Source organism: Ruegeria sp. BA2 (assembly GCF_056539605.1).
On record NZ_JBQFVE010000001.1, the window covers coordinates 701,981 to 716,065 of the forward strand.

Below are 14,085 nucleotides of genomic sequence, written 5' to 3' on the forward strand. Positions count from 1 at the left end.
GTAAAGGAAAGCTGAAAAGGCCATATTCACAAGCCTTTGCAGATTATTTCAACGGTTTTCTTAGATTTTCCAATAGCTCAGCCATATCCTGCGGCAGCGGCGCCTCAAAGCGTAGCGTCTCGCCTGTGACTGGATGTTCGAACCCAAGTACGGCGGCATGCAGGGCTTGTCGTGGGAAAGCCTGCACCGCGTCTGCAGCCTCGGTTGTAAAGGCGCGCGCCGCCAGCTTGCGTTTGCCGCCATAGACCGGATCGCCAACCAAACCATGGCCAGCGTGGGCCATATGGACACGGATCTGGTGTGTCCTGCCCGTCTCAAGCCAGCATTCGATCAAGGACAGACCGCCGGGCGTTCCAAAAACTTCGACAATCCGTGCCCGTGTCACTGCGTGGCGGCCTCCGTGAAACAGCACGGCCTGCTTTTGCCGATCCGTCCTGTGCCGCGCCAGTTGAGTTGTTAGGCACATGATGTTGCCGGGCTCAAAACTGACACCCTTGATCCCGCGCAACCGAGGGTCATTGGCATCCGGCACACCATAGCAGATCGCGCGATAGTAGCGCTCGACGCTATGCGCCTCGAACTGGGCAGCCAGCCCGTGATGCGCCGCATCCGATTTCGCCACAACCAGCAACCCGCTGGTTTCCTTGTCGATCCGGTGCACGATGCCCGGGCGCTTGACGCCCCCCACACCCGAGAGATCATCCCCGCAATGATGCAGCAGCGCATTGACCAGCGTCCCGTTCGGCGAGCCCGGCGCCGGATGCACGACCATCCCTGCTGGTTTGTTGATCACGATCAGATCGTCGTCCTCATAGACGATCTCCAATGGGATATCCTCGGGCCCGATATGGCTATCTTCGGCCTCGGCCACAGTAATTCCAACCAGCGCGCCTTCGAAAATCTTTGCCTTGGCGTCCTCAACCGCAATTCCATCAACGGTCACGGCCCCGTCACTGATCAACCGGGCCAGCCGGGTACGCGATAGGTTCTCTTCCGCTGGCACATCCCGCGCAAGCGCCTTATCAAGGCGGGGCGGCGGTGCGGCCGCGATATGAAACTCTATCAGGCGGGTGCCCATGACTGTCCCTTCCGAACCTCAGGAACCGCTGGAAACGCCTCAGCTTCGATTGCTGCGGCGCATGGTCATGTTGCTGACCGCGGTTATGATTGGCGGGGTTCTAGTGACATTCGCCCTGATTGTCATCCGCCTATCGGATCGGACGCCAAGGCTGCCTGATCAGATCGAACTACCCGATGGTGCAAGGGCACAGGCATTGACCATCGGCAGCAACTGGTACGCGGTCGTGACCGAAGACAACCGGATCATGATATTTGACAAGACAACCGGTAAACTGCGGCAAGAGATTGCGTTGGACTAAGATCACCCCTGCCCTGAAAGCCTGTTCAACTGATTGGTAAACCGCTTGTAGGGCGGATAAAGATCACGCGCTTTCTCTAGATACGGGCGAGCTTTGTTCTTGTTTCCGCGACGCATATGAATCTGACCCGCCGCACCCTGAATGGCGACTGTGATTTCATCTTGATCGGCTGCTTCCAGAATCAGCTTCTCACCCTTCCCGGCTAGGCCCGTCCGTTCAAGCAATCGGCCCATTGCAAACAAAAGAAACGGGCTTTCCGGGTCACAAGCCAACGCCTCGGCCATCGTTTTTTGGGCGGCCTTGAAGTCACCTTCTGCTTCATACAACTCGGCCAGCCGTTTTTGATACAAGGTGCTCTCTGGCACGTCTGCCACGATATGCCGGACGTTATCGATCGCTTGGGCGCTGGAAATTTCGCCTAGATGTCTCTGCAGCACCACCTGCGCGCTCAGCAAACGCGGGTCATCTGCCGAAACGTCAGGCAGATCATCCAAAGCCACGCTCAATGCCTCAAGCCTTTTGCGCTGATCGAACAACCGCCTTGCACGTTGATCAAGCGCCAGATCCGCCCAATCCAGCAGAACGAAATCGAAGTTGCAGGGTCGCCAAGACACCACTTTGTGCTGCACCAGATAGAGGTTATTGAACGGCGGAAAACGGCGTTGCCGGACGGCTCGCTGCAACGACCAATCGACCGGCGGCAACAGCCTGTGCGCCAGATGGGACCGATAGAGCATTCTGGACCCAAGCACCACAACGTCAGGTCGTAACGGCTTGGCCCAGAACGCTTTCGCGAAATGCCGGGTTGCAGCCCAGCGTTTGCCCTGAACACCCAGAATGGCCCCGCGTAAGGCGCACATGACAGCGTAATCCTCAGGCCAGAGATGCGGGTTCTCTAACCCTTGCTTTGCAAGCGCCTCACTTTCCTGCCACTTGTCCAAATAGAAGCAATTCAAGGATTGCAGCAGCGGCATAAAGGCATTGTCAGCGCCAGCCTCAAGAATGGGCTTCGCGCTCTCATACGCCTCTTCGCAGCGGTCCTGCGCTGACAGGTATTGTGCAGCCTTGGAATAGATGTGCGCCGCTTCCGAGGGGTTCAGAAACGCAGATGGCCCGTGTGCGACCCGTTCGATGACCCTTTCGTTGGCCGCTTGCAGCTGTTCTTCGGTCAGCACATCGCGAAACACTTTGCGCTGCTGGCCGGAAATCCGCGCCGCTGCCATTGAAAACGCAGAAATGTAAGGCGCGATTACTTGTTCGGCGCGCGACATCGCATAAAGTTCAAGAAAATCCCGTTGCGCCCGGGTCAAGCTGGACAAATCAGCGATATCCGACATTTGCATGAGCTGCGGAAACCGCTGCTTGAAGCGGGCAATCAACTCGGGTTGATCCGAGAACATGATCGCCGTCTGGTCCTTGGATTTCTCCAGATGCGCCTCATAAAACTCTTCCGGTTCGATCTTTGCAGGCCAGGTCGAGTGCTTCCACGGCAAACCGTTCAGGATATCTCCGCGCCGGATGTGATAGGCCGATACCCCTTGTCCCGAAAGCTTCTGATCCGCGCGATCCATGATCTGGCGAATCTCATCCACAAAACCAACGCTGCGGATAAAGTCGCGATAGCGCGGGCGAATGGCTTCGATATCTTCCCATGGGAAGGCCAGCACCTCAAAGCCCTCTTCAACCAGAACCGACCGACCCGACGCCAAATGGTCCAGCAACCGCTGCGGCGATGAATCGTTCTGGAAAGCCCAAATCGGCAGAGCCGTCGCGCCCAGCGCGTCGAATTCGGATTGTTCAAGGAAATGTGCGTCCATCCAGCCAGAGGTGAACAATTCCTCAGGCTGATCCAGCTCCGGCGCGTCCGCCCCTTGCGGAAACCAGTTCACGCGGTAGTCGGTTCCGAAATCTTCGGCCAGCCGAATGCAGGTCAGAATCATCAGAAGACGTGCGCCCATCCGATCCTTGCGTTGACCAATGAATACGCCGGGCTTCCGCTTCATGGAATGGTCCGGGCTGTCGCCCTAAAGCCGTTATTGCCCATCGCTTGAAGCATCAAGATATTCCCAATCCATATTCGCTTAATGTCTTATACAACCGCCACAGCTAGGACGAGATGCGAAATGTATGGAGCATTGTGAATCGCCGCCGATGGAGGTCAGTCCGCAACAACAGGGCGTGCCTGCGACAAGTCCGGAGATATTCGAATGGTCTGCGTCAGCGTGTTCAGGTGTGAAAGCGAATTCTGAGAAATGATACCTGCGGGAATGCGCGTCGCTGCAGCCAATGCATCTGGCAGAGAAACTCCAACTTGCTCTGATAAAACGCTTAACGCCGTCGTCAGATCAAGATCGGCCCCAGCCAGCGTACCATTCTGCAGGGTCAACCTGCCGTTTTCACGCTGGATAATGCGGCCTTCCAACTGGAATTCGGTCAATTCTGTCCCCGCGACGGCCATCGCGTCACTGACCAGGAACAAGCGCCCTGGTCCTTGCTTGGCGGCGAAGGCTGCACGCATGGTTTGTGGGTGAACGTGGATCGCATCCGCAATCAGCCCGGCGGACATTTCCCCACTGGCCAGCGCCGCGCCAACAAGGCCCGGCTCACGATTGCCGAGCTGGCTCATGGCGTTGAAAAGGTGTGTTGCACACTGCACGCCGGCCTTTGTGTAGGCCACGCAGGTTTCGAAATCAGCATCACTGTGCCCTAGCGAAACAACTACTCCAGCTTTTGCAAGAGTTTCGACCTGAGCGGTTGTGACACTCTCGGGCGCAAGCGTAACCATCAAAGCTGGCAAGGCTCTGGCCGCATCTAACAACTGCTCCAGATCGGCCTCTTCCATCGGCCGGATTAGAGCAGCATCATGCGCCCCCTTGCGCCGCACGGATAGATGCGGCCCCTCAAGGTGCAGGCCGACAATCCCCTGAACGCCGTTCTGAATGGCCTGCTTCGCGGCCAAGATGGCCGCTGTCGTCTTTTCCGGCGTGTCCGTGATCAGTGTCGGCAGGATCGATGTTGATCCCAGTTGGCGATGCGCTGCGGCGATCCGCCGTAAAGTTTCGACCGATGGATCGTCATTGAACATGACACCTCCACCGCCGTTGACCTGCAAATCGACGTAACCTGGGCTGAGAACGTCGCCCGACAGGTCCTCAACCAATTCGTCTGAAGGCAACTGATCGTCGGGCAGAACGGATTCCAGCTTTCCACCGACGAACCGCGCAGCATGCCCCTCAAGCAACTTATCGCCGTCAAAGATCGGCCCGCCCGCGAAGGTGATCGATGCTCGGGTCATACCGTTTCCGTTACTTTCCTGAGATGACGTGGAGCATCCGGGTTGATGCCTCGGCGTGTGGCGACCGTTTCGACCATTCCATAAAAGGATGCGATTGCGGCCACCGGGTCTGTCATCCAATGCGACGTGCGCACATGCGGTAGAGATACGGCCTTGGACACCTGATCGGTTGTCGCGAACACCTTTGCCCCCTTGCCTGCAAGTGCGTCGGCGACTTCAGCGATGTTGGCTTCCGCTGCATCCCCCGACGAAAATGCAATCACCGGAAAGCCCTGATCGACAATTGAAACCGGACCATGCAGCACCTCTGCCGATGAATAGCTTTCTGCGTGGATCTGACAGGTTTCCTTGAACTTCAGCGCCGCCTCATTTGAAATCGCCCAAGTTGTTCCACGACCCAGCGTGAACAGCGACTGCCCATCAACGGCCTCAACAACCGCACCCCAATCACAAGTGATCGCCTGCGCCAAGGAGTCTGGCAGCTTATGGATGGCGCGCAGCAAGGCATCGTCGTGCTTGACCTCGGCCAATAGCCAAAGCCCGGTGACCAGCGAAGTCACGAAGGTCTTGGTGGCTGCCACGCTCAGCTCGGGCCCTGCATGTATCGGCAGTGCAGACGAGGCAACGCCAGCCAAAGCCGAGGTCGGATCATTCGTGATTGCAACCGAATAGGCACCACCTTCAGTCAAAGATCGTGTCAGTTGAACAATATCGGGGCTTTGACCGGATTGTGACACCGAAATACACAGCGTGCCGGGGCAACGCAGATCCACCCCGTAAATCGACTTCACGCTTGGCCCGACCGAGGCCATCGGCAGCCCCAACAGCAATTCGGACGCATATTTCAAATAGCTGCAGGCATGATCCGACGACCCCCGGGCAACCGAGATCAGAAAGCTGGGATCGTGGTCACGGATGGCGGTTGCAGTCTTGGCAATCGCCGTGCCACCTTCAGTGAGAAGACGTTCAACAGCGGCAGGTATCTCATTGATTTCCCGACGCATTTGTGTTTTTTCAGTGGACATGAGCCACACCTTTCAGGTTGACAGCCGCAGCTCTGCCACAAAGTCGTAGGCATCGCCGAGGTAAATGGATCGGGTCAGTTCAGCAACACGCCCGCTTTCAAGATATGATGTCCGCTGGATACTCAGCCCTGCCGTCCCTTCGGCCACGTTCAGCAAACCGGCCTCAGTCGCTTCGAGATTGATCGCCGAGATCTTCTGAATCGCGCGGACCGGACGGTTTCCCGATTGTTCGAGGACCGCATACAAAGACCCGGTGACTTCTGTAGGATTTGGCAAAATATCCAACGGCAATGCTGCGCGCTCCAGGGCCATGGGCCGCCCTCCGGCAGCGCGCAATCGGTGGATACGCGCAACTTGGTCATTGGCTGACAGGCCAAGCGCCAACATCTCATCCGGCGATGGCAGGAATATCCCCCGTTCCAACCAGGTTGAAGTTGTTTCGTACCCACGACGCTCCATATCCTCGGTAAACGAGGTGAGATGCGAAAGCGATTGCTCAACCCGCGCAACAGGCTGCCGCACGAATGAGCCCGACCCCTGTCGCTGTTCGATCGCCCCCTTGCGCACCAGTTCCTGAATGGCCTTGCGGACAGTGACGCGTGACAAATCTGTCAGTTCAGCGATCTCGCGTTCCGGTGGGAGCGAGCTGTTCGGGGCCAGAATGCCTTCTTCAATCCCCTGCTCCAACCTTTGGCGCAGTTGCACATAGCGCGGACCGGCAGTTTGTCCCAACCACCCCTCAGGTTTCAGGAAGTCAGCAACGCTCATGTTCGATATCCTCCTGAAACGCGTGAGCCAGCGCAATTGCTCCGGTCAACGGATCCCCCAGCGGTTTAGTCAGGTCTTGCTGCATGAACTCTGGTAGATAAGTCGCATAATGCGGACCAATGCCTCCGGTCAGGCAAACCGGGAGGCCGGGCATCCATCCCATTGCCTCCATCTGATCCACCAGATACTGCGCGCCGGATTCCAAGATCGAGACCGCAACTGCATCCCCTTGCGCAGCGTGTTGAGTCACTAAGGGTGCCAGCGCACCAAACTCGGTAGGCGACATCCCGGATGCCACTTGCACAATGCCCGCCGCACCATCAAAACGTGACAACAACACATTCGTCATTTCAGACATGGATCGAAGGCCATCGACACAGTCGAGCGTGCAAGCCAACGCGCGCCGTCCAACCCATTGTGCCGAGGCCTGATCACCAAGCACCGGCCCCCAACCCCCGGCAAACAAACTTTGATCCCTCTTCTGGGCCGCCAGAAAAGAGCCGGTGCCACAATGGGCAACAAACCCATCTTTAGGCCCAAGCGCACCGCGCAATGCCGAGGGGCGGTCATCTTCGATGCGCGCACAATCAAACGGCAGCTCTGCTGCCAACCGCACCGCCAAAGCTTTACCAGTGACACCTGCAAGCCCGAGATAGGCGGGTGTACCGGTCAGTTGGCTTGCCTCCAATCCGATACGCTCCGCCAAAACGGAGATCCCTTGCTTCAATTCAGCGCAGGCAGCGTCGAAATCGGTCGACACATTCGCCGCCCCGACCTCAACCTGCTGAACGCGGAAGCCATCGGAAACAGCGATACGGCAGCGCGTGCCGCCGCCATCAGCGGCCAGCACAATGGTATCAGCAAGGCGACTCATGTAGATACCTTTATAATACCTATTTCCAATTTTGAAGACCCAATAACGACCAAACTGCACGCATAGCGATAAAATACTGATACATATCGACACAAAAATAAAATGGTAGACTAATGGTATCTAAAAGGTATGATATTCGAAATCTCGGGGGGAGAATCACGTGGCCACGCCAGTAACGGAACAACTGCATCAAAAGGCGATCGGGCTTGATACCCGACCGCTGGCCGAAGTTGCCGAGCTGCTGGCAAGCTCCCAATCCGAAGCCGCAACTGCCCCCCTCACCGCCCTGACTGCGATATGCGCTGGCGCGAAGGCGATGGCGCAAACCATCCGCTCTGGCGGCACGCTTCGCTATGTTGCGGCAGGTTCATCCGGCTTGATGGCAGCTTCGGATGCGCTCGAATTGGGCGGGACATTTTCGATCCCCTCAGATCAGATTCGCATTCATATGGCAGGCGGTTTGCCGACCGGCACTGAAATGCCAGGTGATACCGAAGACGCTACACACGGCCTTGCCGACGAGTTGGCCGACATGACAACCGCCGATACCCTGATCGCTGTTTCAGCCAGCGGAACGACCCCTTATACGGTCGCTGCAGCTCGCTCCGCGCGCGAGCATGGAGCTGCAATCATCGGCATTGCGAACAATCGCGATTCCGAGTTGCTAAGACTGTCCGATCACCCGATCCTTTTGCCCACACCGCCGGAACTGATATCGGGCTCAACCCGAATGGGTGCCGGAACGGCTCAGAAAATTGCTCTGAACATGCTGTCGACACTTATGGCCATGGATTTGGGCCATATCCAAGACGGAATGATGATCAACCTGCGCGCCGACAACGACAAGCTGCGCGCCCGGGCCAATGGGATTGTTTGCCAACTGACCGGCGTTGATGCCGAGCAGGCAGCATCGGCATTGATCTCGGCAAACGGGGACCTCAAGTGCGCCGCTCTTTTGGCCGCCGGGGCGCAGTCTCTGGACCAAGCGCAAATTGCGCTGCGCGAGACCAACGATCACCTCCGCCCTGCGCTGGAGAAGCTTAATAACAAAGAAACTATCAACCTGGGAGATACAAAATGAAACGCAAAGTTCTAAGCCTTGCTTTGATGAGCACGGCGCTGGTCACAAGTGCCTACGCGCAAGACGCCACGCTGACGATCGAAAGCTGGCGCAACGACGACCTGACTCTTTGGCAGGACAAGATCATTCCCGCGTTTGAGGCCGAGCATCCGGGCATCAAGGTAGTGTTTTCACCTTCGGCGCCAGCGGAATATAACGCCGTTCTGAATTCGAAGCTCGAAGCCGGATCGGCGGGCGATCTGATCACCTGCCGCCCGTTTGACGCCTCACTGGCGCTGTATGAAGGCGGTCATCTGACCGATCTGTCCGATCTGGAGGCCATGGGCAATTTCTCGGACGTGGCGAAATCCGCGTGGCAAACCGATGATGGATCGGCCAGCTTCTGCGTTCCGATGGCATCTGTGATCCACGGCTTCATCTACAACAAGGATGCGTTCAACGAGTTGGGCATCGACGTTCCCACCACCGAAGCCGAGTTCTTTGCCGCCCTCGACAAGATCAAGGAAGACGGCGCTTATATCCCGATGGCGATGGGCACCAACGATCAGTGGGAAGCCGCCACAATGGGCTATAACAATATCGGCCCGAACTACTGGAAAGGTGAAGAAGGCCGTCAGGCGCTGATCAAAGGTGAGCAGAAGCTGACCGATCCACAGTGGGTTGCCCCTTATGCGACGCTGGCCAAATGGGCGGATTATCTGGGCGACGGGTATGAAGCGCAAACCTATCCCGACAGCCAGAACCTGTTCACGCTGGGTCGTGCAGCGGTCTATCCTGCCGGTAGCTGGGAAATCTCGGGCTTTAACACACAGGCCGATTTTGAGATGGGCGCTTTCAAGCCGCCGGTCCAGAACGCAGGCGACACCTGCTATATTTCGGACCACACCGATATCGGCATCGGAATGAACGCGGCGAGCGAAAACCAAGAAGCTGCGCGCACCTTCCTGGCTTGGGTCGCAAGCCCGGAATTCGCCAGCATCTTCGGTAACGCCCTACCCGGCTTTTTCCCGCTGTCCAGCACTCCGGTCGAGCTGGAAGACCCACTGGCCAAGGAAATCGTCGGTTGGCGGGATGAGTGCGAAAGCACAATCCGCTCGACCTACCAAATCCTGTCGCGCGGCACGCCGAACTTGGAAAACGAGACCTGGGGCGCATCCGTTGCTGCCATCAAAGGCGCTGAGACCCCCGAAGCTCTGGGCCAGCAGCTACAGGACGGTCTGGCCAGCTGGTACGCACCGCATCAGTAACACCTAGCCCGCTCACACCGGACGCGACCGCCGCGTCGCGTCCGGGCACTAATACCCCCGGAGATTCCCATGCAGACCCGCCGCATACGCTGGCACATTGCCGTTTTCCTCGCCCCTGCGGTACTGGTCTACACGGCGGTGATGATCTTCCCCTTGTTCAACACACTGCGCCTCGCACTGTTTTCCGAGGTCGATCAGACACGTATCTACGTGGGCCTGCAGAATTTCCGCACCCTGTTCTTCGATCCGATATGGTCCGAGCAGTTCTGGAACGCTTTGGGCAACAACTTCTGGTTTTTCTTGATCCACATGCTGGTGCAGAACCCGATTGGCATCGCTCTGGCCGCACTACTTTCGCATCCCCGGCTGCGGTTTGCGGCGCTCTACCGGTCCGCGATTTTCATTCCGACCATTCTGAGCTTTGTAATCGTCGGTTTCGCGTGGAAGCTGATCCTATCACCGCTCTGGGGCATCGCGCCCTCGATGTTGGACGCGATTGGTCTTAAGTCTCTGTTTGCACCATGGCTGGGCAAGGAAGAATACGCGCTGACGACACTGGCACTTGTCTCGGTCTGGCAGTTCGTCGGCATCCCAATGATGCTGATCTATGCCGCTCTGCTTTCGATCCCCGAAGAAATTCTCGAGGCCGGAGAAATTGACGGCATCACCGGGGCCTCAGCCTTCTGGAAGATCAAACTACCGTTGATCATTCCTTCAATCGGTATCATCTCAATCCTAACATTTGTTGGAAATTTCAACGCCTTCGACCTGATTTACGTCTCGCAAGGCGCACTGGCGGGGCCGGATTTCTCGACCGATATCCTGGGCACCTTCATGTACCGCACATTCTTTGGCTTCCAGCTGCAACTGGGCGACCCGCACATGGGCTCCGCCATCGCTGGCGCCATGTTCGCGATCATCCTTGTAGGTGTCTGTATCTACCTCTTCGGCATCCAGACCCGGATGCGCCGGTATCAGCTGTGAGGATCGCCGGATGAACAAAGCTCGCCATAACCCGCTGAACACGGCCGCCATGCATGGGGCGTTGATCCTCTACACGTTGATTGCCCTGTTCCCGGTCTTCGTGATCATCATCAACAGCTTCAAAACCCGACGCTCGATTTTCCGCGAGCCACTCGCCCTACCCGATGCCGAAAGTTTCTCGCTGATCGGTTACCAGACGGTGATGAAACAAGGGGATTTCTTCCTTTATTTCCAGAACTCGTTGATCGTGACAGTGGTGTCGCTGGCGTTTGTCCTGTTGTTCGGCGCAATGGCTGCTTTTGCGCTGAGCGAGTACAAGTTCAAGGGCAACACCCTGATGGGCCTCTATCTGGCGCTTGGGATTATGATCCCGATCCGTATCGGCACCGTGGCGATACTTGAGATGATGGTGGCAACCGGGTTGGTGAACACGCTTTGGGCCCTGATCCTTGTCTACACGGCACAGGGCTTGCCGCTAGCCGTGTTCATCCTTTCTGAATTCATGCGACAGGTCTCAGACGACCTGAAGAACGCGGGCCGCGTTGACGGGTTGTCGGAATACACCATCTTCTTCCGACTAGCCCTGCCTCTCGTCCGCCCTGCCATGGCCACCGTTGCCGTGTTCAACATGATCCCGATCTGGAACGATCTCTGGTTCCCACTAATCCTCGCCCCGGCTGAGGAAACCAAAACACTGACACTGGGCAGCCAAGTCTTCATCGGCCAGTTCGTCACCGACTGGAACGCGGTTTTGTCGGCGCTTTCCATGGCGATCCTGCCGGTACTGGTGCTCTACGTCATCTTCTCGCGCCAATTGATCCGCGGCATCACTTCAGGAGCTGTCAAATGACCAAAGTTCTGATCGCCGGCCTTGGCAATATGGGTCTGAGCCACGCGCTGGCCCACCACCATCACCCAGACGCGCAGATCGTGGGGCTGGTGAACCGGTCGGGCCGCGTGGACCATCCCGATCTGGCGGGCTACCCGGCCTATTCGGATTTTCACACCGCGCTGACTGAAACCACCCCCGATCTGGTCGTCGTCGCCACATATTCCGACAGCCACGCCGATTTCGCCTGCGCCGCGATGGAGGCTGGCGCGCATGTGTTTGTGGAAAAACCGCTGGCGACCACGGTGGCCGACGCCAAGCGTGTCGTTGCCAAAGCCGTCGAGACCAACCGCAAGCTGGTGATCGGCTATATCCTGCGCCACCACCCCTCTTGGATGCGCCTGATCTCCGAGGCGCGCGATCTGGGCGGGCCCTATGTCTTCCGCCTGAACCTGAACCAACAGTCCTCAGGTGCCGAGTGGGAGACGCACAAGGCCCTGATGCAGACTACTTCCCCGATCGTCGATTGCGGTGTGCATTATGTCGACGTGATGTGCCAGATCACCGACTCCGACCCCGTGCGAGTCCACGGCATGGGCCTGCGCCTAAGCGATGAAATCGACGAAGACATGTATAATTACGGCCAGTTTCAGGTGGTCTTCGAGGACGGCTCGGTTGGCTGGTACGAGGCTGGCTGGGGCCCGATGATGTCCGAGACTGCGTTTTTCGTAAAAGACATCGTCTCGCCCAACGGCTCGGTCTCGATCACCGACGGTAACAAGGGTGCGTCAGCCGATATCGAGGGCCACACCAAGGTCGGCGGCCTTCTGGTACACCGCCCTGAAGGCGATCAGACAATCGACATGCCCGATGAACCTGGCCACCAGGAGCTCTGCGATGCTGAACAAGCCTATATGTTGCGCGCCATCGCCAAGGATATCGACCTGACCCGCCACATGAACGACGCCGTGCAATCGCTGGCCATTTGTCTGGCTGCCGATAAAAGCATCCGCACCGGCCAACCTATTTCGCTGAAAGAGGCCTCCAAATGACCGCCCTGACGCTTACGAACGTGAACAAGTCCTTCGGCTCTGTCGAAGTCCTCAAGGATGTCAACATCGAGGTGGAAGATGGTGAGTTCGTCGTCTTTGTCGGCCCCTCGGGATGTGGCAAATCCACCCTATTGCGTGTGATCGCAGGGCTCGAAGATGTCACTTCAGGCGAAGTGCGCATTGGGGGAAAATTAATGAACCTCACCCCGCCCTCCAAACGCGGCATTGCGATGGTGTTTCAGAGTTATGCACTCTACCCCCACCTGAATGTACGCAAAAACATGTCGCTGGCGCTGAAACAGGAAGGTCAAAGCAAACAAGTAATCGAGGAACGCGTTGCCAAGGCTAGCAAGATGCTGAACCTTGAGCCGTATATTGACCGCTACCCGTCCGAGCTGTCCGGTGGTCAACGTCAGCGCGTCGCCATCGGTCGCGCCATCGTGCGGGAGCCCAAACTGTTCCTGTTCGACGAACCCTTGTCCAACCTCGACGCCGCCCTGCGCATGAACACGCGACTGGAAATCGCGAACCTGCACCAGCAGCTCGACGCATCGATGATTTACGTCACCCATGACCAGACCGAAGCGATGACGCTCGCCGACAAGATCGTTGTCCTGCGCGATGGTCGCGTCGAACAAGTTGGTAGCCCCATGGAGCTGTACAACAATCCCGCCAACCAGTTCGTCGCAGGTTTCCTCGGTGCGCCCTCGATGAATTTTTTCCCAGCCAGCGTGATCGGTGACAGCGCGGACACCACGCTGGGTATACGCCCCGAAGATCTGTATCTGACCGACGAAGGCCCCCTGACCGCGAACGTGACTCATGTCGAACATCTGGGCGGAGACACCAACGTGATCGCCATGATGCAAGAGCACCAAATCACCGCGCGCCTATTCGGCCAACATCAGGTCAACGCAGGCCAGCCCATCCGGTTCGGCTATACCCAAGACCGCACTTACCGCTTCGACGAACAAGGCACGCGTTTAAACTGATGATGACCTGCTTCGATTTTCAGGATGTTGGTGCGGCCGAGATGCATTGAATACTTGAACACGCACATTTCTGACCGTTTCGGGTTGTCTCAACAATGCAGCTAAAGCACTGCAAAACATAAAAATATGGCTTCCATCCGCGTCAGAGTGGTTCACTGTGTCTCAAAGTAATAGGTGGACCAATGCCAGCACTCAACAAGCTATCATCATTGCTGGTAAAGAATGCGCAACCCGGCAAATACTCGGATGGCGGAGGCCTGTGGCTGCACGAAAAAGATGGAGATGGCGGAAAGTGGTTTCTTGGGGTTCACGTGCACGGGCGTCGTAGAGAGATGGGCTTGGGCACCCTATCTGCCGTCTCCCTGAAAGAAGCCCGCGTAGGGGCCGAGAAATGGCGGGCCGTAGCCCGTCAAGGAAAAGACCCGATCAAAGAACGAGAACGGATACGCCGGGAACGCCCCCATCACCGGGAATTCCTCGACCCAGCTTTGCGCTCGCGCGTTCAATGTCTCTATGTCGCGGCGATTTTGGTGTAAATGGAACACGCGTTCACGTTGAC

At 57.4% G+C, this 14,085-nt stretch carries 14 protein-coding genes; 8 read left to right on the forward strand and 6 right to left on the reverse strand.

What is annotated here, in order from left to right; all coding sequences use genetic code 11:
- Positions 1-43: 43 nt before the first annotated feature.
- On the reverse strand, positions 44-1,078 hold the full coding sequence (locus ACR0NN_RS03455; protein ID WP_480683891.1) for an RluA family pseudouridine synthase: 1,035 nt from the start codon (positions 1,076-1,078) through the stop codon (positions 44-46).
- On the opposite strand from ACR0NN_RS03455, the gene ACR0NN_RS03460 reads away from it, so the two are divergent.
- Positions 1,077-1,379: a DUF6476 family protein gene (locus tag ACR0NN_RS03460; protein ID WP_170719703.1), complete on the forward strand. Its 303-nt coding sequence runs from the start codon at positions 1,077-1,079 to the stop codon at positions 1,377-1,379. The two genes, ACR0NN_RS03455 and ACR0NN_RS03460, sit on opposite strands and share 2 nt — an antisense overlap.
- Before the next feature lie 2 nt (positions 1,380-1,381).
- Here the strand turns inward: ACR0NN_RS03460 and ACR0NN_RS03465 are convergent, their stop codons facing one another.
- From ACR0NN_RS03465 to ACR0NN_RS03485, 5 genes are all read right to left on the reverse strand, one after another.
- Positions 1,382-3,382, reverse strand: a complete 2,001-nt coding sequence (locus ACR0NN_RS03465) for a tetratricopeptide repeat protein (protein WP_170719705.1) — start codon at positions 3,380-3,382, stop codon at positions 1,382-1,384.
- Between the two features lie 155 nt (positions 3,383-3,537).
- The gene (nagA, locus tag ACR0NN_RS03470; RefSeq protein WP_170719707.1) at positions 3,538-4,674 is read right to left on the reverse strand and encodes an N-acetylglucosamine-6-phosphate deacetylase; all 1,137 of its coding nucleotides are present in this window, start codon (positions 4,672-4,674) and stop codon (positions 3,538-3,540) included.
- A complete protein-coding gene (locus ACR0NN_RS03475) occupies positions 4,671-5,699 on the reverse strand; it encodes an SIS domain-containing protein (protein WP_170719710.1) in 1,029 nt (342 codons plus the stop codon). Before ACR0NN_RS03475 ends, nagA begins: the two co-directional genes overlap by 4 nt.
- 12 nt (positions 5,700-5,711) lie before the next feature.
- Positions 5,712-6,467 carry a GntR family transcriptional regulator gene (locus ACR0NN_RS03480; RefSeq protein ID WP_170719712.1) on the reverse strand — a complete coding sequence of 252 codons (756 nt, stop codon included), beginning with the start codon at positions 6,465-6,467 and terminating at the stop codon, positions 5,712-5,714.
- Complete coding sequence (locus ACR0NN_RS03485) at positions 6,454-7,341, reverse strand: BadF/BadG/BcrA/BcrD ATPase family protein (protein WP_170719714.1); 888 nt, start codon at positions 7,339-7,341, stop codon at positions 6,454-6,456. Before ACR0NN_RS03485 ends, ACR0NN_RS03480 begins: the two co-directional genes overlap by 14 nt.
- A gap of 160 nt (positions 7,342-7,501) precedes the next feature.
- Between ACR0NN_RS03485 and ACR0NN_RS03490 the strand changes: the two genes are divergently transcribed.
- The 7 genes from ACR0NN_RS03490 to ACR0NN_RS03520 all read left to right on the forward strand — a co-directional run bounded on the left by ACR0NN_RS03490 (position 7,502) and on the right by ACR0NN_RS03520 (position 14,062).
- On the forward strand, positions 7,502-8,422 hold the full coding sequence (locus ACR0NN_RS03490) for an N-acetylmuramic acid 6-phosphate etherase (RefSeq protein WP_170719717.1): 921 nt from the start codon (positions 7,502-7,504) through the stop codon (positions 8,420-8,422).
- The gene (locus ACR0NN_RS03495) at positions 8,419-9,669 is read left to right on the forward strand and encodes an ABC transporter substrate-binding protein (RefSeq protein ID WP_170719720.1); all 1,251 of its coding nucleotides are present in this window, start codon (positions 8,419-8,421) and stop codon (positions 9,667-9,669) included. The genes ACR0NN_RS03490 and ACR0NN_RS03495 overlap by 4 nt, the downstream gene beginning before the upstream one ends.
- Positions 9,670-9,738: 69 nt before the next feature.
- Positions 9,739-10,653, forward strand: a complete 915-nt coding sequence (locus tag ACR0NN_RS03500) for a carbohydrate ABC transporter permease (RefSeq protein WP_170393443.1) — start codon at positions 9,739-9,741, stop codon at positions 10,651-10,653.
- Between the two features lie 10 nt (positions 10,654-10,663).
- On the forward strand, positions 10,664-11,503 hold the full coding sequence (locus ACR0NN_RS03505; protein ID WP_170719722.1) for a carbohydrate ABC transporter permease: 840 nt from the start codon (positions 10,664-10,666) through the stop codon (positions 11,501-11,503).
- Positions 11,500-12,534, forward strand: coding sequence for a Gfo/Idh/MocA family protein (locus ACR0NN_RS03510; RefSeq protein ID WP_170719725.1), 1,035 nt, complete (start codon positions 11,500-11,502; stop codon positions 12,532-12,534). Before ACR0NN_RS03505 ends, ACR0NN_RS03510 begins: the two co-directional genes overlap by 4 nt.
- On the forward strand, positions 12,531-13,526 hold the full coding sequence (locus tag ACR0NN_RS03515; RefSeq protein ID WP_170719728.1) for an ABC transporter ATP-binding protein: 996 nt from the start codon (positions 12,531-12,533) through the stop codon (positions 13,524-13,526). Before ACR0NN_RS03510 ends, ACR0NN_RS03515 begins: the two co-directional genes overlap by 4 nt.
- A gap of 182 nt (positions 13,527-13,708) precedes the next feature.
- Positions 13,709-14,062 (forward strand): Arm DNA-binding domain-containing protein, encoded by a 354-nt coding sequence (locus tag ACR0NN_RS03520; RefSeq protein ID WP_170719730.1) that lies wholly within the window; start codon positions 13,709-13,711, stop codon positions 14,060-14,062.
- Positions 14,063-14,085 lie beyond the last annotated feature (23 nt).

What these genes read in the sequence shown, in the direction of transcription:
- ACR0NN_RS03460 (WP_170719703.1), top strand. Translation starts at nt 1,077, where the DNA reads ATGACTGTCCCTTCCGAACCTCAGGAACCGCTGGAAACGCCTCAGCTT.
- ACR0NN_RS03455 (WP_480683891.1), bottom strand. Translation starts at nt 1,078, where the DNA reads ATGGGCACCCGCCTGATAGAGTTTCATATCGCGGCCGCACCGCCGCCC.
- ACR0NN_RS03465 (WP_170719705.1), bottom strand. Translation starts at nt 3,382, where the DNA reads ATGAAGCGGAAGCCCGGCGTATTCATTGGTCAACGCAAGGATCGGATG.
- nagA (WP_170719707.1), bottom strand. Translation starts at nt 4,674, where the DNA reads ATGACCCGAGCATCGATCACCTTCGCGGGCGGGCCGATCTTTGACGGC.
- ACR0NN_RS03475 (WP_170719710.1), bottom strand. Translation starts at nt 5,699, where the DNA reads ATGTCCACTGAAAAAACACAAATGCGTCGGGAAATCAATGAGATACCT.
- ACR0NN_RS03480 (WP_170719712.1), bottom strand. Translation starts at nt 6,467, where the DNA reads ATGAGCGTTGCTGACTTCCTGAAACCTGAGGGGTGGTTGGGACAAACT.
- ACR0NN_RS03485 (WP_170719714.1), bottom strand. Translation starts at nt 7,341, where the DNA reads ATGAGTCGCCTTGCTGATACCATTGTGCTGGCCGCTGATGGCGGCGGC.
- ACR0NN_RS03495 (WP_170719720.1), top strand. Translation starts at nt 8,419, where the DNA reads ATGAAACGCAAAGTTCTAAGCCTTGCTTTGATGAGCACGGCGCTGGTC.
- ACR0NN_RS03500 (WP_170393443.1), top strand. Translation starts at nt 9,739, where the DNA reads ATGCAGACCCGCCGCATACGCTGGCACATTGCCGTTTTCCTCGCCCCT.
- ACR0NN_RS03505 (WP_170719722.1), top strand. Translation starts at nt 10,664, where the DNA reads ATGAACAAAGCTCGCCATAACCCGCTGAACACGGCCGCCATGCATGGG.
- ACR0NN_RS03510 (WP_170719725.1), top strand. Translation starts at nt 11,500, where the DNA reads ATGACCAAAGTTCTGATCGCCGGCCTTGGCAATATGGGTCTGAGCCAC.
- ACR0NN_RS03515 (WP_170719728.1), top strand. Translation starts at nt 12,531, where the DNA reads ATGACCGCCCTGACGCTTACGAACGTGAACAAGTCCTTCGGCTCTGTC.
- ACR0NN_RS03520 (WP_170719730.1), top strand. Translation starts at nt 13,709, where the DNA reads ATGCCAGCACTCAACAAGCTATCATCATTGCTGGTAAAGAATGCGCAA.